Genomic DNA, 17,728 nt, shown 5'->3' with positions numbered 1-17,728 from the left:
CCGATCAGGCCCCGGGAGGTGCTGATCACGCGGGAGGTGCCGATCAGACGGGAGGTGCTGATCAGGCATTGGGGGCGATGTCCGTCCCCGCGCCACGTCGACGGACCGACACCAGGTCCGAGCGCACCTCGCCGGGCTCGACGCGGGTCCGGGCGGCCGCCGGCTCGGCGTGACCCGAGCAACCGCCGCACGCCGAACCGCAACCCGCGCCCTCGGCGGAGTCCGCGGTCGCGGACGACCCGCAGAGGGAGGCGCCGCCGCCGTGCGAGCCGCAGCCTCCGGCCGCGGCGGGCGCGGCCGCCGCGTCGGCGCGGTGCGTGGGCAGGGTCGTCGTACCGGCGCCCTCCACCTCGAAACCGGCGTCCGCGATCATGTCGAGGTCGGCCTGACCGGCTTGGCCCTCACTGGTCAGGTAGTCGCCGAGGAAGATCGAGTTGACCAGGTGCAGGGCCAGCGGCTGCATCGAGCGCAGGTGCACCTCGCGCCCGCCGGCCAGGCGGACTTCGACGTCGGGGCAGACGAACCGCACCATCGCCAGGATCCGCAGGCAGCGCTGCGGGGTGAGGTTCCACTCCTTGGCCAGCGGCGTGCCCTCGAACGGGATCAGGAAGTTGACCGGCACCGAGTCCGGATCCAGCGCGCGCAGCGAGTAGACGACGTCGACGAGGTCCTCGTCGCTCTCGCCCATGCCCGCGATCAGGCCGGAGCAGGCGGACAGGCCGGCGGCGTGCGCCTTCTGCACCGTGTCGACGCGGTCCGCGTACGTGTGGGTCTTGGTGATCTGCCCGTACGTGGCCTCGGAGGTGTTCAGGTTGTGGTTGTAGGCATCCGCACCCGCGTCCTTCAGCCGCTCCGCCTGACCGTCCGAGAGCAGGCCCAGGCAGGCGCAGACCTCGATGCCCTCGTTCTGCTCCTTGATCGCCTCGATCGTCTTGCCGACCCGGTCGACGTCACGGTCCGTGGGACCGCGCCCGCTCGCCACCAGACAGACCCGCTTGGCCCCGCCCGCGACGCCGGCCGCGGCGGCCTGGGAGGCCTCCTCCGGTTTCAGCCACGTGTACTTGAGGATCTCCGCCTTCGAACCCAGGCGCTGGGAACAGTACGAGCAGTCCTCCGGGCAGAGTCCCGACTTCAGGTTGACCAGGTAGTTCAGCTTCACTCGACGGCCGAACCACTGGCGGCGTACCTTGCCGGCCGCGGTCACCACGTCGAGCAGTTCGTCGTCCGAGGTCGCCAATACGGCGAGCGCCTCTTCGCGGGTCGGCAGCTCGCGCCGCAGCCCCTTGTCCACCAGGGTGTTCAGCAGGTCCATGACGCTGATCCTGGCCCACACCGGTACTCCCGGCCAAGGAGAGATCAGACAACATGGCCAGATCGGAGTGTGTGGATCGCCACATCTGACCCTTGAGCGGCGGCGGCTAGGGTCGAGCAGATCTGTCGACAGCCGACAAAACGCGAGGACCGCCGATGACCGAGCACACCCCGGAGCCCGAGGACGTCTTCGCCTGGATCGACGGCGAGGAGCAGGCACGTGAGCAGGCAGGACTGGTACGGAAGCTGCGCCCGAGGCCGTCCGAGTCGCCGCTCATGGACCTGGCCGGCAACGACTACCTGGGTCTCTCCCGCCATCCCGAGACGATCCGCGGCGCGCGGGAGGCGGCCGAGCGGTGGGGCGGGGGAGCCACTGGATCGCGCCTGGTGACGGGTACGACCGAGCTTCATGCCCGGCTCGAGCGGGAACTGGCGGCCTTCTGCGGGTTCGAGGCGGCGTTGGTCCTGTCCTCCGGGTACGCGGCCAACCTGGCGGCGGTCACCGCCCTCAGCGACCGGGACACGCTCGTCGTCTCCGACGCCGGGAACCACGCCTCGATCGTCGACGGCTGCCGCCTCTCGCGGGCCCGGATCGCGGTCACCCCGCACGGCGACGCGGACATCGCGCGCAAGACGCTCGCCGGGCACGAGGGGCGGTCCCTGCTGGTCAGCGACTCGGTCTTCTCCGTGGACGGGGACGCCGCCCCGCTCCTCGCGTACGCGGCAGCCTGCCGCGACGAAGGCGCGGCGCTGGTCGTGGACGATGCCCACGGACTGGGTGTCCTGGGCGACGGCGGCCGGGGGGCGTTGCACGCCGTCGGGTTGGCGGGCGCGCCCGGCGTGGTCGCGACGATGACCCTCTCGAAGTCCCTCGGCAGTCAGGGCGGGGTCGTGCTCGGCCCGGCGAAGGTGATCCGACACCTGATCAACACGGCCCGGACCTTCATCTTCGACACCGGGCTGGCTCCGGCCGCCGCGGGCGCGGCGCTCGCGAGCCTGCGTCTGCTCGGGCGGGAGCCGGAGCGCGCCGACCGGGTACGGGGGGTGGCCGCCGCGTTGTACGGGCGACTCACCGCGTCCGGCCTGGCCGCGGCCAGGCCGGACGCGGCCGTGGTGTCGGTGCGGGCCCCGTCGGCTTCGGCGGCACTGCGCTGGGCCGCCGACTGCCGCGAGGCGGGTCTGTCCGTGGGGTGCTTTCGGCCGCCGTCCGTTCCGGACGGCATCTCCCGGTTGCGGTTGACCGCCCGGGCGGATCTCACGGGGGAGGAGATCGACCGGGCCGTCGGGGTGATCGTGCGTACCGCTCCCGCCGGGGCCACGGACCTGTAGTGCGGGGGCGATCCGTACGGGCGTCAGACGTGAGCGTCCGCCCGTACGGATGCGAGGAAGCCCTGCCAGGCCGGCCCGGTGAAGAGCACGGCCGGGCCGTCCGTCCGTTTGGAGTCGCGGACGGCCAGCAGGCCGCCATCGAGGGCGGCCGCCTCCACGCAGTTGTTCATTCCGGTGCTGCGGCTGCTCCGCCGCCACCGCGCGCTGATCAGAAGTCCGCTGGTGGATAAGGGGGTTGCGGACACGGGGGTGCCTCCTTACGCGTCGTCAGCGATGGAACTGATGAGATCCGACGAGTCCTGGGGCGGGAGGGCGTGCGCCTGGATGGTGCGGAACGCGGCACTGTACGCCTCGAGGTCTTCCTTCCGCTCCAGATAGAGGCTACTCGTCAAATGGTCGAGTACCACCACATCCAGATCGGCGATGTTCGGAAATGAGAAGATGACGAACGGTCCGGTGAGGCCGAGATGACCCCCCACACTGAACGGCAGTACCTGGAGCCGCACTTGGGGCAACCGGGCCACCTCCACCAGGTGACGCAACTGTTCCTCCATCACCCCCGGCCCGCCGATCTGGCGCCGCAGCACCGCCTCGTCCAGTACGGCGCTCAGCTGGAGCGGGGGATCGGCCCGCAGCACCGACTGCCGGGCCAGCCGTACGTCCACCAGCGCGTCCACCTTGGGCTCCGGCAACCCGCCCAGGGCCGCCCTGGTCACGGCACGTGCGTACCCGGGCGTTTGCAACAGGCCCGGAACCACGGAGAGTTCCACCGTCCGGGCCGCCCGGGCGCCGGCCTCCAGGCTGATGAAGTCCCGGTACTCCTGCGGCAGCAGCCCGCGGTAGTCGTGCCACCACTGCCGCCCGCGCGCGGCGTCGACCGCACCCGCCCCCGCCCCCGCCGCCGAGGCCCCGAGGGCCTCCAACAGCGCCCGCTGCTGGGCGCTGACCACATCGCCGTAGGCGTCGAGGAGCAGCCGGATGTCCGCTGTCTTCGCGCCACTGCGACCCGTCTCGATGCGGCTGATTTTCGACTGATGCCATCCCACGATCCGGGCCGCCTCACCGCTGGTGAGCCCGGACCGGTCACGGAGCGCACGCAGTTCCTCGCCGAGCTTGCGCCGGCGCACCGCGGGACCGTGCTGCATAGCCGCTCTCCTTCCACCGGCACAGCTCGCACCAGTCTGCCGTCCGAATACGCTCTTCCGTAGCAGAGTTCACCGCATTGAGCGACAGATATATGCATATCTTGGGAGAACGGCAGAAACGGCGGCACGATGGGTGGCACTCTGGCGCTCAGCGTAGATCCGGGGCGGCTGCGCCCCGGTGGGAAAGGGACGTCGCCATGGCAGATCACCAGGAAGCATCCGTCACTCTGCCCAGCGACCCGGCCTCGGTCGCCGCTGCCCGCCGGTACGTCGCGCAGGTGCTCGGCGAATGGGGACTGCCCGACGAGTCCGAGACCGCCGATACCATGCGACTGATCGTTTCGGAACTCGCGACCAACGCGGTCCAGCACACGCGCGGCCAGTCGCCCACGTTCACGGTCGACATCCGGCTGGAGCGCGCCGAATGGCTGCGCGTCGGGGTGACCGACAGTCACCCGCGCCTGCCCCGGCGGCTCCCGGCGGCGGTCCAGCAGGACAACGGGCGGGGCATGGTCATCATCCGTTGGCTGGCCGCCGAGGCGGGCGGGCGGCTGTCGGTCACCCCGACCGAGGACGGCGGCAAGACCGTGTGGATCGCACTGCCGTGGACCGTCGTGGCCGCGGCGAAGGCTCCCACCGGCTGCTGACGCGACCGACCCGCGGGTCGGGGGGACGGCAGGCCTCCGGCATCCGTTCGCGCGCGAACGGAGCCATCCGGCTCAGGCGCCGGCGCGCTCCTCGACACCGCGCTCGATGCACAGTTCGTTCCCCTCGGGGTCGGCGAGCACGACCCAACCGAGCACCCCGTCCTCGGCCCGCCGGTCGTCCACGACCCGCGCCCCGAGTCCGATCAGCCGCGCGACGGTCTCGTCACGCGTCCCGGCGGGCGGCTGGATGTCCAGGTGGACCCGGTTCTTCACGGCCTTGGCGTCCGGCACGCGGATGAACAACAGGCCCGGGACACCGGGCTGTCCCGGTTCCAGCAGGATCTCGTCGTCGCCCTCCACGTCGTCCGGATGGATGGGGTAGCCGGTCACGGCCGACCAGAACTCCGCGGTCTTGTAGGGGTCGAGGGCATCGAAGGTGATGTGGCGGACGGGGTTGAGAAACATGACTCTCCTCGGAGGAAGACCCGTATACGGAACCGGGCGGAGACTCCCCGACAGGCGAACCGGGTGTCTCCACGAAACGTGCGTTAACGCGGCGGAAAACAACGGACCCTAGCGTGGGCGTCCGCGGCCTTCCGTCAATGATCACCCATGCGCAGGCAAAGCGACGGTGATCGGAACGGAAAGCCTCCCTCTGCGTTGGACAAGACACGCTTGGCACGGAAATGCCCAGGTCAACAAAGTGTTGACGGCCGATAGGGTCGCGTCGGCGCGGCGTTGATCTTGTCCTGGAAGCATGGTGATACGAGTGCAATTGACACCGCACGAGCAGGAGAGACTGCTCATCCACGTGGCGGCGGACGTGGCCGAGAAGCGCAGGGCGCGCGGGGTGCGCCTCAACCACCCCGAGGCGGTGGCCCTCATCACCTCGCACATCCTCGAAGGCGCCCGGGACGGGCGGACGGTGGCCGAGTTGATGGCCTCCGGACGCACCGTACTGGCCCGTGAGGAGGTCATGGAGGGGATCCCCGAGATGATCCACGACGTGCAGGTCGAGGCGACCTTCCCGGACGGCACCAAGCTCGTCACCGTCCACGACCCGATCGTCTGAGGAGGAACCCCGAGTGATCCCCGGCGAAATCCGCTTCGGGGACGGTCCGGTGCGCCTCAACGAGGGCCGCCCCGTCACCCGTCTCACCGTGCTCAACGCCGCGGACCGACCCGTTCAGGTCGGCTCGCACTACCACTTCGCCGAGGTCAATCCGGGCCTCGACTTCGACCGTCGCGCCGCCCGCGGGCTCCGCCTCAACATCGCCGCCGGTACCGCGGTCCGCTTCGAGCCGGGCATCCCGGTCGCGGTGGAACTCGTACCGTTGGGCGGACTGCGGACCGTGCCGGGACTGCGCGGCGAGACCGGGGGACCCCTCGATGGCTGAGCTGTCACGCCAGGTGTACGCCGACCTCTTCGGGCCGACGGCGGGTGACCGGATCCGGCTCGCCGACACCGACCTCTTCGTGGAGATCGAGCAGGACCTCAGCGGCGGACCCGGCCGCTCCGGCGACGAGGCCGTCTTCGGCGGCGGCAAGGTCATCCGCGAGTCCATGGGCCAGGCGCGCACCACGCGCGCCGAGGGCGCCCCCGACACGGTGATCACCGGCGTGGTCGTCCTCGACCACTGGGGCATCGTCAAGGCCGACCTCGGCATCCGTGACGGCCGCATCTGCGGCATCGGCAAGGCCGGCAACCCCGACACCATGGACGGGGTGGACCCCGCACTCGTCATCGGCCCCGAGACCGAGATCATCGCCGGCAACGGGAAGATCGTCACGGCCGGCGCCATCGACGCCCACGTCCACTTCATCTCCCCGACCGTCATCGACGAGGCCCTCGCCTCCGGCATCACCACGCTCGTCGGAGGCGGAACCGGACCCGCCGAGGGCTCCAAGGCCACCACCGTGACCCCCGGACCCTGGCACCTGGCCCGGATGTTCGCCGCGCTGGAGGCCTACCCCGTCAACATCGGTCTGCTCGGCAAGGGCAACACGATGTCCCGCGAGGGCATGTACTCCCAACTGCGCGGCGGAGCGCTGGGGTTCAAGATCCACGAGGACTGGGGGGCGACTCCCGCCGCCATCGACGCCTGCCTCGGGGTCTGCGAGGAGACCGGCGCGCAGGTGGCCATCCACACCGACACGCTCAACGAGGCCGGGTTCGTCGCGGACACCCTCGCCGCGATCGCCGGCCGGACCATCCACTCGTACCACACCGAGGGCGCCGGCGGCGGGCACGCACCGGACATCATCACCGTGGTCTCCGAGCCGAACATACTGCCCAGCTCCACCAACCCGACCCGGCCGCACACCGTGAACACCGTCGAGGAACACCTCGACATGCTCATGGTCTGCCACCACCTCAACCCGGCCGTACCCGAGGACCTGGCCTTCGCCGAATCGCGGATCAGACCCTCGACCATCGCCGCCGAGGACGTCCTGCACGATCTCGGCGCCATCTCCATCATCTCCTCCGACTCCCAGGCCATGGGCCGCGTCGGCGAGGTGATCATGCGCACCTGGCAGACCGCCCACGTCATGAAGAAGCGGCGGGGGTTCCTGCCCGGCGACGGACCGGCCGACAACCAGCGCGCCCGCCGCTACGTCGCCAAGTACACCATCAACCCGGCCGTCGCCCAGGGCCTCGCCCGCGAGATCGGTTCGGTGGAACCCGGCAAGCTGGCCGACCTGGTGCTGTGGCAGCCGGCCTTCTTCGGGGTCAAGCCCGAACTCGTCATCAAGGGCGGTCAGATCGCCTACGCGCAGATGGGCGACGCCAACGCCTCCATCCCCACCCCCCAGCCGGTGCTGCCCCGCCCCATGTTCGGCAGCCTCGGACGGGCCCCCGGCCTGAACTCCCTGAACTTCACCGCGCAGGCCGCGCTGGACGACGGACTGCCCGAACGGCTCGGACTCGGCAAACGCTTCACGGCCATCGAGAGCACCCGCAAGGTCACCAAGACCGACATGCGCAACAACGACGCCATGCCGAGGGTCGAGGTGGACGCCGACACCTTCACCGTCAGCATCGACGGGGAGGTCGTGGAGCCGGCGCCCGCGACCGAACTGCCCATGGCCCAGCGATACTTCCTTTTCTGATGCGCGCCCGCACGACCAGGGGCCGCACCCGATGAGCCTCGCCGCGCTGCTCGTCCTCGCCGACGGCCGCTTCCCCGCCGGAGGGCACGCCCACTCCGGCGGGGCGGAGGCCGCCTGCAAGGCGGGCCGGATCCACGACGCCGCCACCCTCGCCGACTTCTGCCGGGGCCGACTGCACACCTCCGGGCTCGTCGCCGCCGGGCTCGCGGCGGCCGCGGCCCTCGGGCTCGACCCCGCCGCACTCGACGCCGCAGCCGACGCCCGCACCCCGTCACCCGCCCTGCGCACCGCCGCCCGCAGACTCGGCAGACAACTGCTGCGGGCCGCCCGCGCGACCTGGCCGGCCGCCGAACTGGACGCCCTGGCCACCGCCTTCCCGCGCGGCGCCCACCAGCCCGTGGTCCTCGGCGTCACCGCCCGGGCGGCCGGGCTCGGGCCGTCGGACGCCGCGCACGTGGCGGCGTACGAGAGCGTCAGCGGGCCCGCCACCGCCACCGTGCGCCTGCTCGGCCTCGACCCCTTCGAGGCCAGCGCCGTACTGGCCCGACTCGCACCCGAGCTCGACGCCGTGTCCGAGCGGGCCGCGGCGGCGGCCCTGCGCGCCCGCGACGAGGGCACGGGCGCGCTGCCCACCGCCTCCTCGCCGCTGCTGGACATCTCGGCGCAGGTCCATGCCGCCTGGCCGGTACGGCTCTTCGCGTCATGAACAGCCCGCCCCCCACCCCCAGGAGAACCCCGTGCACCTCGACCACGCCGTGACCTACCCGCACCGCCACACCCACGGCGCCGACCCCGTCCGCGGCGACGGCACCCGCCGCGCCCTGCGCCTCGGCCTCGGCGGACCCGTCGGCTCCGGCAAGACCGCCACCGTCGCCGCGCTGTGCCGGGCGCTGCGCGCGGAGCTGTCCATGGCCGTCGTCACCAACGACATCTACACCCGCGAGGACGCCGAGTTCCTGCTCCGCGAGGCCGTCCTGCCACCCGAGCGGATCACCGCCGTCGAGACGGGCGCCTGCCCGCACACCGCCATCCGCGACGACATCTCCGCCAACCTGGAGGCCGTGGAGGAACTGGAGGAGACCGTCGGCCCGCTCGACCTGATCCTCGTCGAATCCGGCGGCGACAACCTCACCGCCACCTTCTCCCGAGGCCTGGTCGACGCCCAGATCTTCGTCATCGACGTGGCCGGCGGCGACGACATCCCGCGCAAGGGCGGTCCGGGCGTCACCACCGCCGACCTGCTCATCGTCAACAAGACCGACCTCGCCCCCCACGTCGGTTCCGACCTGGAGCGGATGGCCAGGGACGCCGCCGAACAACGGGGCGCACTCCCCGTCGCCTTCCAGTCCCTGCGCGGGCCCGAGGGCGTCACCCCGGTGGCCGACTGGGTGCGCGCGCGGATCGCCGCCTGGAGGACCGTACGGTGACCCGACCACCGGCGGTCCCCGCCATGGGCTTGCGTGCCACGGCCCGGATCGAGGCCGTCGCCGACGGACGGGGCGGCACCGCGCTGCCCCTGCTGGCCGGGGAGGGGCCGCTCGCGCTGCGCCGCGTGCGGGCCGAGGGCGACGAGGTCGCGGTGATGCTGGTCGGCGCCATGAGCGCCCCGCTCGGCGGTGACCACCTCACCGTCGAGGCGACGATCGGGGCGGGGGCCCGGCTCGGCCTCCGCTCGGCGGCGGCCACGTTGGCGCTGCCCGGCCGGGGCGGGGAACCCGCGCGGTACGACGTACGGCTGACCCTCGCCGAGGGGGCGCGGGTGCGGTGGCTGCCCGAGCCGCTCGTGTCCGTGCGCGGCAGCGACCTGCGGGTCACCACCCGCGTCGAACTCGCCCCCTCAGCGCGGCTGCTGCTGCGCGAGGAGCAGGTGCTCGGGCGCACCGGCGAACTCCCGGGCCTGCTGCGCAGTCGGCTCACCGTCGACCGGGCCGGCCGGCCGCTGCTGGACCAGGAGGTGGCCTGCGGCCCGGGGGCACCCGGCGGCTGGGACGGCCCGGCGGGACTCGCGGGCCACCGCGCATTGGGGCAACTGCTCGTGGTGGACCCGGCCTTCGAGCAGGCGCCGCCCGCCGCCGCGGTACTCGGCGAGTTCGCGGCGGTGACTCCGCTGTCCGGGCCGGCGGTGTTGGTGACGGCCCTCGCCCCGGACGCGCTCCGGTTGCGGGAGCTGCTCGACGCCGCCTGTCTGACGTACGGCCGGTGACGGGCCGCCCGTGATGGAAGGGCAGAGCCCGGGCGAACCGGACACCGCTCAGCGGTACACACCTTTCCGGTTATCGGGTTGGCAAAGAACCGACCCGCGCTCTGTTGCCCGGTGCTGGTCAGGCGAAAGGATCCCCCTGCACGCCGACGACCGAAACAGACCGAACCCGGCCGCCCACGGCGGCACATGACGCAGGGGGAACAACCACGTGATACGCACCGCGGCGCTGGGCAGCGCCGCCACACTGATCACCGGCACGCTGGCGGCGAGCCTGCTGCTGGCACCGTCCGCGACGGCGGCCACCGCCGGCCGCGACGGCGGCGGGGCCGCCGAGGCGATCGGCGTCCAGATCGCCGCCGCCCGCGCCGCCCGCTCGGGGATCGAGTGGAAGGACTGTCCCGCCGACTGGGGCTTCGAGAAGCCGATCCAGTGCGGTTGGGTCAAGGTCCCGCTCGACTACACCAAGCCGTTCGGCAAGACCATCGAGCTCGCGGTCGACCGGATCGGCAGCACCGGCACCAAGGAGGAGCGCCAGGGCGCCCTCGTCTACAACCCGGGCGGCCCCGGCGGTTCCGGCATGCGCTTCCCGCGCCGGGTGACCACCAAGAGCCCGCTGTGGGTCAACACCTCCAAGGCGTACGACTTCGTGGGCTTCGACCCCCGCGGCGTCGGCCACTCCGCGCCGATCTCCTGCATCGACCCGCAGGAGTTCGTCAAGGCCCCCAAGGCCGACCCGGTCCCGTCCAACGAGGCCGACAAGCGCGCCCAGCGCAAGCTCGCCGCCGAGTACGCGGACGGCTGCAAGGAGCGCAGCGGCGAGATGCTGCCGCACATGACCACGCCGAACACCGCGCGCGACCTGGACGTCATCCGGGCCGCCCTCGGCGAGAAGAAGCTGAACTACCTCGGCGTCTCCTACGGCACCTACCTCGGCGGGGTCTACGCGACCCTGTTCCCGAGCCACGTGCGCCGCATGATCGTCGACAGCGTGGTCGACCCGGACCGCGACAACATCTGGTACGAGGCCAACCTCGGCCAGGACGTGGCCTTCCAGACCCGGTGGAACGACTGGCAGGACTGGGTCGCCAAGAACGACTCCGTCTTCCACATCGGCAACACCCGGGCCAAGGTCGAGACGAAGTACCAGGAGCTGCGCGCCGCCGCCAAGGCGAACCCGATCGGCGGGGTCGTCGGCCCGGCCGAGCTCATCGGCTTCTTCCAGGGCGCCCCGTACTACGACTCCTCCTGGGTGCCCGTCGCCCAGACCTGGAGCAAGTACATCGCCGGTGACACCCAGGCACTGGTCGACGCGATCGCCCCGGACATGTCCGACCTCGCGGGCAACGCGGCGTCCGAGAACAGCAACGCCGTCTACACCGCGGTCGAGTGCGCCGACGCCAAGTGGCCGACCAGCTGGGCCAAGTGGGACCGGGACAACACCAAGCTCCACCAGAAGTACCCGTTCCTGACCTGGTCCAACGCGTGGATGAACCTCCCCTGCGCGACCTGGAAGTCCAAGCAGAGCAACCCGATCGAGGTCGGCGCGAGCGCCAAGCGCGGTCTGCCGCCGGTCCTGATCGTCCAGTCCGAGCGTGACGCGGCCACCCCGTACGAGGGTGGGGTCTCCCTGCACCGTCGCCTCGGCGGCTCGCGCCTGATCACCGAGCAGAACGCGGGCTCGCACGGTGTCACCAGCCTGGTGAACCCCTGCATCAACACCCGGGTGGACACCTACCTGCTCACCGGCAAGGTCGACGCGAAGGACGTGAAGTGCGGCCCGCACGCCACGCCCGTCGCCGTGGCCCCGGCCGCCGCCAAGTCCCTCGCCAAGACCCCGGGTGCGGACCTCCCGGCGCGTGAGGAGCTCCCCTCCGTCCGCTAGCCGCAGGCGGTGACGGCGGTTCCACGATCACGGAGAGGGCCTGGCGCGTCCCGCGCGCCGGGCCTTCTTCCGTGCTTCCTCCGCCTCGGCCTTGACCTCGCCGGCGTACCGGTCGACGTACTCCTGGCCGGAGAGTTCCAGTACCGCGTACATGATCTCGTCGGTGACGGCCCGCAGCACGGCCCGCTCGGACTCCATTCCGGCGTACCGCGAGAACTCCATCGGCTCCCCGAAGCGGATCGTGACGCGCCGGATCTTCGGGATCTTCTGCCCGGGCGGCTGGATCTCGAAGGTGCCGACCATCGCGCAGGGCACGACCGGGACCCCGGCACCCAGTGCCATCGCCGCCACCCCGACCTTGCCCTTGTACAACCGTCCGTCGTGCGAGCGGGTGCCCTCCGGGTAGATGCCGAGCAGCTCGCCCTCGGCCAGCACCCCGAGCCCCTCGCGCAGCGCCGCCTGTCCGGCGTCCTTGCCGGAGCGGTCCACCGGGATCTGCCCGGCACTGCGGAAGAAGGCGGCGGTCAGCCGGCCCTTGACCCCGGGGCCCGTGAAGTACTCGGCCTTCGCGAGGAAGGTGATGCGCCGCTTCAGGATCGCGGGCATCAGGAAGTGGTCCGAGAAGGACAGGTGGTTGCCCGCGATGATCGCCGCGCCCTCCGCCGGGATGTTCTCCAGACCCTCGATCCGCGGTCTGAACAGCAGCCTCAGCAGCGGACCGAGGAACACGTGCTTGAGCAAGTGGTAGAACACCAGGCCGCTCCCGTCGATGCCTCGTTGTCACGGCCATGGTACGGACAGTCAGCCGTGAGGCAGAGGGGGCGGGAGGGCGAAGCTTCGACAGGGGCGTCGGACCGTGCGCCGACACGGCGACGCACGGGGGCGCCGCGGAAGGTCCGACGCGCCGCTCAGGTGCTGCGGGAGGCGGCCATGGCGACGGTCAGCAGCCCCAGCACCACCCAGGCGAACCACAGCCAGCCGTTGCTGCCGAGGGTGGCGGAGTAGGTGCCGATCGCCACCAGGGCGGCGAGGGTCATGACGGCCATCGTCTTCACGGATCCGGTCATGCCCCATGGTGGCGCCACAAGCCCGGATCGCGCTACCGGCCACGCGCTTGGAGCGAGGCGAGATACGAGTTGTACGCCTCCAGCTCCTGGTCACCGTTGCGGTCCTCCGCCCGGTCGGACCGCTTCGCGGCCCGCTGCTCGGAGTGGTACCACTGGTAGACGAGGGCGATCAGCACGAGCACGGACGGGATCTCGCTGAAGGCCCAGGCGATGCCGCCGCCCCACTGCTGGTCGAGCAGCGGGTCGATGCCCAGGGAGGCGGGCGGGTCCGCGTACGTCTTGATCATCGGCTCGCTCGCCATCATCAGGGCGATGCCGAAGAAGGCGTGGAAGGGCATGCCGGAGAAGAGTTCCAGCATGCGCATCACGTAGCCGGGGCGGTGCGGGCCCGGGTCCACGCCCATGATCGGCCAGAAGAAGATCACGCCGACGGCGAGGAAGTGCACCATCATCGCGATGTGCCCGGTCCTGGACTCCATCAGGAAGTCGAAGAGCGGCGTGAAGTACAGCCCGTAGAGGCTGGCGATGAACATCGGAATGGTGAAGGCGGGGTGCGTGATCACCTTCATGTAGCGGCTGTGCAGGAGCATCAGCAGCAGCTCGCGCGGGCCCTTGGTGCCGCGCGGGGCCGGCGGCAGCGCGCGCAGCGCCAGCGTCATCGGGGCGCCCAGCAGCAGCAGGATCGGGGTGATCATGCTGATCACCATGTGCTGGACCATGTGCACGCTGAACATGACCATGCCGTAGTCGTTGAGCTTGGTGCACATCACCAGGATCACGCTCAGCACGCCGACGGTGAAGGCGATCGTGCGGGCCGGCGACCAGTCGTCCCCGCGCCGCCGCAGTCGCAGCACACCCCACCCGTACAGGGCGAGACCCAGCAGCGAGCCGAACAGGAAGAAGGCGTCGAAGGAGAACTCCAGACCCCGTCCGAGAGTGAAGGGCGGCAGGTCCATGTTCATGTCCATGCCGTGCCCGCTGTGATCCATCTGTTCACTCCCTCGACCCGTGATGCCCCACCACAGTAGTGCCGCCCCCGAACGTCGAAGCGTCCGGGGGCGGTGTCGTCTCAGAAGGGGGGAAACATCACAGAACGGTCTGAGCCTCTTCGTAGCGCTCGGCCGGGACCGTCTTGAGGGTCTGCACGGCCTCCGCGAGCGGCACCATCACGATGTCGGTGCCGCGCAGGGCGGTCAGCATGCCGAACTCGCCCCGGTGCGCCGCCTCCACCGCGTGCCAGCCGAAACGGGTGGCGAGGACCCGGTCGTACGCGGTGGGCGTGCCGCCGCGCTGGACATGACCCAGGATCACCGGACGGGCCTCCTTGCCGAGGCGCTGCTCCAGCTCCACGGCCAGCCGGTTGCCGATCCCGGCGAACCGCTCGTGGCCGTAGATGTCGGTGCCGCCGGCCTCGATGGCCATCGAGCCGCCCTCGACGGGCTTCGCGCCCTCGGCGACCACGACGATCGCGAACCGCTTGCCGGCGGAGAACCGCTCGCCGACGATCGCGGTCAGCTCGTCGATGTCGAAGGGGCGCTCCGGGACGACGATCGCGTGCGCGCCGGCCGCCATGCCCGAGTGCAGGGCGATCCATCCGGTGTGCCTGCCCATGACCTCGACGACCATCACGCGCTGGTGGGACTCGGCGGTGGTCTTCAGCCGGTCCAGGGCCTCGGTGGCCACGCCGACGGCGGTGTCGAAGCCGAAGGTGACGTCGGTCGACGCGATGTCGTTGTCGATGGTCTTCGGGACGCCGACGATCGGCAGGCCGCCCTGCGACAGCAGGTTCGCGGCCTTCAGGGTGCCCTCGCCGCCGATCGGGATGACGGCGTCCAGGCCGAGGTCCGCGAGGTGACCGCGGGCCCGCTCCACGCCGTCGCGCAGGTGCGCGGGCTGGACCCGGGAGGAACCGAGGATCGTGCCGCCGCGCGCCAGGATGCCGCTCACGGCGTCGAGGTCGAGCTTGCGGTAGTCGCACTCCAGGAGGCCGCGCCAGCCGTCGAGGAAGCCGATCACCTCGTCGCCGTGGTCGACGACGGCGCGGTGCACGACGGAGCGGATGACGGCATTGAGGCCGGGGCAGTCGCCTCCGGAAGTGAGCACACCAATGCGCATGGCAGGAAGAACCTTTGCAACGTGGGCCGACGACCGGACCACGTCGTCCGGTTGGAACTACCCGTCACCCTACAAGCGGATCCCCGGTGGACTGAACCATCCTCCACATGCTGGGCGGACCCGTGGTGCGAACGCACGTCGGCCCGGATCCCCTGGGGAATCCGGGCCGTACGGAACGTGGCGCGCGGGTTACGCGGGCTGCGTGGCCGCCGCGATGCGCTCGTTGCGCAGCGCCTCGTACCAGCGGTCGTCTATGGCCGGCAGCGCGTTCACGTCGAGGGCCAGCTTGAGCAGCAGGTCCGCGATCAGCGGGTTGCGGGCCATCACCGGACCGTGCATGTACGTGCCGAACACGGTGTCGTTGTACGCGCCCTCCGTGCCGTCTCCGGAGCCGTTGCCGCGACCCAGCCGGGTGCGGGCGAAGGGCTTGGCGGAGGGGCCGAGGTGGGTGACGCCCTGGTGGTTCTCGAAGCCCGTCAGCGGGGGCAGGCCCAGCCGCGGGTCGATGTCCGCGAGGACGTCGCCGACGCACCGCTCGCCCTCGCCGCGCACGGTGACCACGTCCAGCAGGCCGAGGCCCTGCTGGCGCTCGCCCATGTCGTTGACGAACTCGGTGCCGAGGATCTGGTACCCGGCGCAGACCGAGAAGACGATCGCCCCGTTCGAGACGGCGCGCTCCAGACCGCCGTCGCGCACCAGGCGTTCCGCGGCCAGACGCTGCGGGCGGTCCTCACCGCCGCCGATCAGGTAGATGTCGCCGGAGGTGGGGATGGGCTGGTCGCTGCGCACGTCCACGCGCTGCACGTCCAGGCCGCGCTGGCGCGCCCGGCGCTCCACCACGAGGGCGTTGCCCTGGTCTCCGTACGTGCTGAGCAGGTCGGGGTAGACCCAGACCAGACGCAGGCTGTTGTCGCTCATGCTCTTGTCCTCTGTGGGTACTAGTTGCCGACGCGGCGGCGCACGTCCTGGAAGGCGGTGTAGTTGGCGATCAGCTCGATCTGTCCGGGCGGAGCCAACTGGACGGCCTCGTCGAGGGTCTCGCAGACACGGAAGTCCAGGCCCGCGACCTCCAGGCGGACCGCGAGGTCCAGCTTGCGGTCGCCGATCACGAAGATCGGGTGACCGGCCAGCCGCGGATAGTCGACGTCCCACAGCCAGGAGGTGTCGGTGCCGTCGGCGCCGCGCGCGTTCACCGACAGGATCACCGGGGTGGGCGGCGGGTCGATCAGCGAGAACGTCTCCAGCCAGCCCGCCGGGTTCTTGGCGAGCAGCAGCCGCAGCTCGCGGCCCATGAAGGTGACCACGTCGTAGCGGCCGGCCACGGCCTGCACCTGGTACATGCGCTCCAGCGCGACCTGCGGTGGGACACCGAACACGGCGGCCACGGCGGCCGAGGTGGCGGCGTTCGCCTTGTTGGCGCGACCGGGCAGCTGGAGGTGGATCGGCCAGGCGCTGCCGTGCGGGTCGAGCACGTGGTCACCGGAGAGCACCCAGCTCGGGGTGGGACGGCGGAAGCCGCACTCGCCGCAGAACCAGTCGTCGCCCGGGCGCTGCATGACGCCACCACAGGAGGGGCACGACCAGGCGTCGTCCTTCCACTCCTGGCCGGCGGCCACCCACACCACGTTCTGCGAGGACGAGGCCGACCACACGATCAGCGGGTCGTCGCAGTTCGCCACGATGACGGCCTTGGAGCCCGAGAGCCCCTCGCGCCACTTCTCCGCGAGCATGCGGGTCTCGGCGGCGCGGTCCAACTGGTCGCGGGAGAGGTTCAGCAGGGCGATCACCTTGGGCGTGACGTCCCGGGCCACCCCCGCCAGGTACTTCTCGTCCACCTCGATGACGCCGTACTTGGCGTCCGAGCCACCGGCGAGCGCCGAGGTGATGCCGGCCGGCATGTTCGCGCCGAGCGCGTTCGAGACGACCGGACCGCTGGCCCGCAGGGCCTCCGCGATCAATCGGGTCGTCGTGGTCTTGCCGTTCGTCGCGGAGACGAGGACGACATCGAGATGCTGCGCCAGCGCGCCGAGGAGATCGGGGTCGAGCCTGAGTGCGACCTTGCCACCGATCACCGATCCGCTTCCGCGTCCCGCGGCCCGCGACACCGCCGCCGCGGCCTTGCCCGCCGTCACGGCCAGCTTGGCCCGCGGCGAAAGCGGCTCCGTGTTGCCTGCCATCGTCCCTTGTCCTCCTTGCGTCGGTCGGCCCCAGCCTATCCAGTACCTGCCGGAGCCTTGACCGCGGCGCCCCCGGGACGTCGCGGATCTCCTCATATATTCGCCCGTCGTACCCTTACCGCCATGCGACAGCGCCCCATTCCCGGCACCACCGGACACGTCCGCACCATGAGCCTGCTGGGCGATCCGGTACTCCACTCGGCCTGCGCGGAGGTCACCGAATTCGGGCCGCCGCTCCACCGGCTGATCGAGGACATGTTCGCGACGATGTACGCCGCCGAGGGCGTCGGCCTCGCGGCCAACCAGATCGGCGTGGGCCGGCGGGTGTTCGTGTACGACTGCCCGGACGACGAGGACGTCCGTCACGTCGGGCACATCGTCAACCCCCGGCTCGTCACGGCCGACGGGGACGGGTTCCGGGGGCCCGAGGGCTGCCTCTCGCTGCCCGGACTGGAGGCCGGTACCGTCCGCTTCGACCGCGCGGTCGTCGAGGGCTTCACCTCCGACGGGGCGCCCCTGCGGATCGAGGGGACCGGGTTCTTCGCACGCTGCCTCCAGCACGAGTGCGACCACCTCGACGGCACGGTCTACGCGGCCCGGGTCACCGGGTTGCGGCGACGCAGGCTGCTGCGGGCGATCCGCCGCACGCCGTGGGGAGCGCGGGGACTCGCCCGGCTCGGCGAGCCGGGGCGAGCGGCGGACCGGGACCGGCTCTAGGCCCTCGTCGCCCGGGTCCGGTGT

The 17,728-nt window shown here is 71.4% G+C and carries 20 protein-coding genes; 10 read left to right on the top strand and 10 right to left on the bottom strand.

The window, feature by feature from the left end:
* Positions 1 to 61 precede the first annotated feature (61 nt).
* Positions 62 to 1,312, bottom strand: a complete 1,251-nt coding sequence (gene bioB / locus ACIRO3_RS08605) for a biotin synthase BioB (RefSeq protein ID WP_404133934.1) — start codon at positions 1,310 to 1,312, stop codon at positions 62 to 64.
* Positions 1,313 to 1,467: 155 nt separating this feature from the next.
* Here bioB and ACIRO3_RS08600 point away from each other — a divergent pair, with 155 nt between their 5' ends.
* A complete protein-coding gene (locus ACIRO3_RS08600) occupies positions 1,468 to 2,640 on the top strand; it encodes an 8-amino-7-oxononanoate synthase (protein ID WP_404133932.1) in 1,173 nt (390 codons plus the stop codon).
* Positions 2,641 to 2,663: 23 nt separating this feature from the next.
* On the opposite strand, the gene ACIRO3_RS08595 is transcribed toward ACIRO3_RS08600, so the two are convergent.
* A complete protein-coding gene (locus ACIRO3_RS08595; protein ID WP_361778504.1) occupies positions 2,664 to 2,885 on the bottom strand; it encodes a DUF397 domain-containing protein in 222 nt (73 codons plus the stop codon).
* Between the two features lie 12 nt (positions 2,886 to 2,897).
* Complete coding sequence (locus ACIRO3_RS08590) at positions 2,898 to 3,785, bottom strand: helix-turn-helix transcriptional regulator (RefSeq protein WP_361778507.1); 888 nt, start codon at positions 3,783 to 3,785, stop codon at positions 2,898 to 2,900.
* A 197-nt stretch (positions 3,786 to 3,982) separates the two neighbouring features.
* Here ACIRO3_RS08590 and ACIRO3_RS08585 point away from each other — a divergent pair, with 197 nt between their 5' ends.
* Positions 3,983 to 4,432, top strand: a complete 450-nt coding sequence (locus ACIRO3_RS08585) for an ATP-binding protein (RefSeq protein WP_404133929.1) — start codon at positions 3,983 to 3,985, stop codon at positions 4,430 to 4,432.
* Positions 4,433 to 4,504: 72 nt separating this feature from the next.
* Here the strand turns inward: ACIRO3_RS08585 and ACIRO3_RS08580 are convergent, their stop codons facing one another.
* Entirely contained in the window at positions 4,505 to 4,897 is a 393-nt protein-coding gene (locus ACIRO3_RS08580; RefSeq protein WP_404133926.1) for a VOC family protein, read from the bottom strand.
* Between the two features lie 304 nt (positions 4,898 to 5,201).
* On the opposite strand from ACIRO3_RS08580, the gene ACIRO3_RS08575 reads away from it, so the two are divergent.
* The 7 genes from ACIRO3_RS08575 to ACIRO3_RS08545 all read left to right on the top strand — a co-directional run bounded on the left by ACIRO3_RS08575 (position 5,202) and on the right by ACIRO3_RS08545 (position 11,628).
* Positions 5,202 to 5,504: an urease subunit gamma gene (locus tag ACIRO3_RS08575; protein WP_053683293.1), complete on the top strand. Its 303-nt coding sequence runs from the start codon at positions 5,202 to 5,204 to the stop codon at positions 5,502 to 5,504.
* Positions 5,505 to 5,517: 13 nt separating this feature from the next.
* Positions 5,518 to 5,829, top strand: coding sequence for an urease subunit beta (locus ACIRO3_RS08570; RefSeq protein ID WP_267798692.1), 312 nt, complete (start codon positions 5,518 to 5,520; stop codon positions 5,827 to 5,829).
* Complete coding sequence (locus ACIRO3_RS08565) at positions 5,822 to 7,543, top strand: urease subunit alpha (protein WP_361778516.1); 1,722 nt, start codon at positions 5,822 to 5,824, stop codon at positions 7,541 to 7,543. The genes ACIRO3_RS08570 and ACIRO3_RS08565 overlap by 8 nt, the downstream gene beginning before the upstream one ends.
* A 31-nt stretch (positions 7,544 to 7,574) precedes the next feature.
* Complete coding sequence (locus tag ACIRO3_RS08560) at positions 7,575 to 8,249, top strand: urease accessory protein UreF (RefSeq protein ID WP_404133923.1); 675 nt, start codon at positions 7,575 to 7,577, stop codon at positions 8,247 to 8,249.
* A 31-nt stretch (positions 8,250 to 8,280) separates the two neighbouring features.
* Positions 8,281 to 8,970 (top strand): urease accessory protein UreG, encoded by a 690-nt coding sequence (gene ureG / locus ACIRO3_RS08555; protein ID WP_404133920.1) that lies wholly within the window; start codon positions 8,281 to 8,283, stop codon positions 8,968 to 8,970.
* 23 nt (positions 8,971 to 8,993) lie between these two features.
* Complete coding sequence (locus tag ACIRO3_RS08550; protein WP_404134150.1) at positions 8,994 to 9,746, top strand: urease accessory protein UreD; 753 nt, start codon at positions 8,994 to 8,996, stop codon at positions 9,744 to 9,746.
* 208 nt (positions 9,747 to 9,954) lie between these two features.
* Positions 9,955 to 11,628, top strand: a complete 1,674-nt coding sequence (locus ACIRO3_RS08545) for an alpha/beta hydrolase (RefSeq protein ID WP_404133918.1) — start codon at positions 9,955 to 9,957, stop codon at positions 11,626 to 11,628.
* Positions 11,629 to 11,655: 27 nt separating this feature from the next.
* Here ACIRO3_RS08545 and ACIRO3_RS08540 read toward each other — a convergent pair whose 3' ends face one another.
* From ACIRO3_RS08540 to ACIRO3_RS08515, 6 genes are all read right to left on the bottom strand, one after another.
* Positions 11,656 to 12,381, bottom strand: a complete 726-nt coding sequence (locus tag ACIRO3_RS08540) for a lysophospholipid acyltransferase family protein (protein WP_404133915.1) — start codon at positions 12,379 to 12,381, stop codon at positions 11,656 to 11,658.
* A 155-nt stretch (positions 12,382 to 12,536) separates the two neighbouring features.
* Positions 12,537 to 12,695, bottom strand: coding sequence for a hypothetical protein (locus ACIRO3_RS08535; protein ID WP_404133912.1), 159 nt, complete (start codon positions 12,693 to 12,695; stop codon positions 12,537 to 12,539).
* Positions 12,696 to 12,727: 32 nt separating this feature from the next.
* Positions 12,728 to 13,684, bottom strand: coding sequence for a cytochrome c oxidase assembly protein (locus tag ACIRO3_RS08530; RefSeq protein ID WP_404133910.1), 957 nt, complete (start codon positions 13,682 to 13,684; stop codon positions 12,728 to 12,730).
* 97 nt (positions 13,685 to 13,781) lie between these two features.
* Positions 13,782 to 14,810, bottom strand: a complete 1,029-nt coding sequence (locus ACIRO3_RS08525) for a 6-phosphofructokinase (RefSeq protein WP_404133908.1) — start codon at positions 14,808 to 14,810, stop codon at positions 13,782 to 13,784.
* Positions 14,811 to 14,999: 189 nt separating this feature from the next.
* A complete protein-coding gene (locus ACIRO3_RS08520; protein ID WP_053683312.1) occupies positions 15,000 to 15,728 on the bottom strand; it encodes a type 1 glutamine amidotransferase in 729 nt (242 codons plus the stop codon).
* 20 nt (positions 15,729 to 15,748) lie between these two features.
* Positions 15,749 to 16,987 carry a MurT ligase domain-containing protein gene (locus ACIRO3_RS08515; RefSeq protein WP_361778542.1) on the bottom strand — a complete coding sequence of 413 codons (1,239 nt, stop codon included), beginning with the start codon at positions 16,985 to 16,987 and terminating at the stop codon, positions 15,749 to 15,751.
* 123 nt (positions 16,988 to 17,110) lie between these two features.
* On the opposite strand from ACIRO3_RS08515, the gene def reads away from it, so the two are divergent.
* Positions 17,111 to 17,704, top strand: coding sequence for a peptide deformylase (def, locus tag ACIRO3_RS08510; RefSeq protein ID WP_361778545.1), 594 nt, complete (start codon positions 17,111 to 17,113; stop codon positions 17,702 to 17,704).
* Positions 17,705 to 17,728: the final 24 nt, after the last annotated feature.

This window comes from Streptomyces sp. NPDC102278, assembly GCF_044766345.1.
Classification (GTDB): Bacteria; Actinomycetota; Actinomycetes; order Streptomycetales; family Streptomycetaceae; genus Streptomyces.
This window is presented reverse-complemented; position numbering and strand designations above follow the sequence as displayed.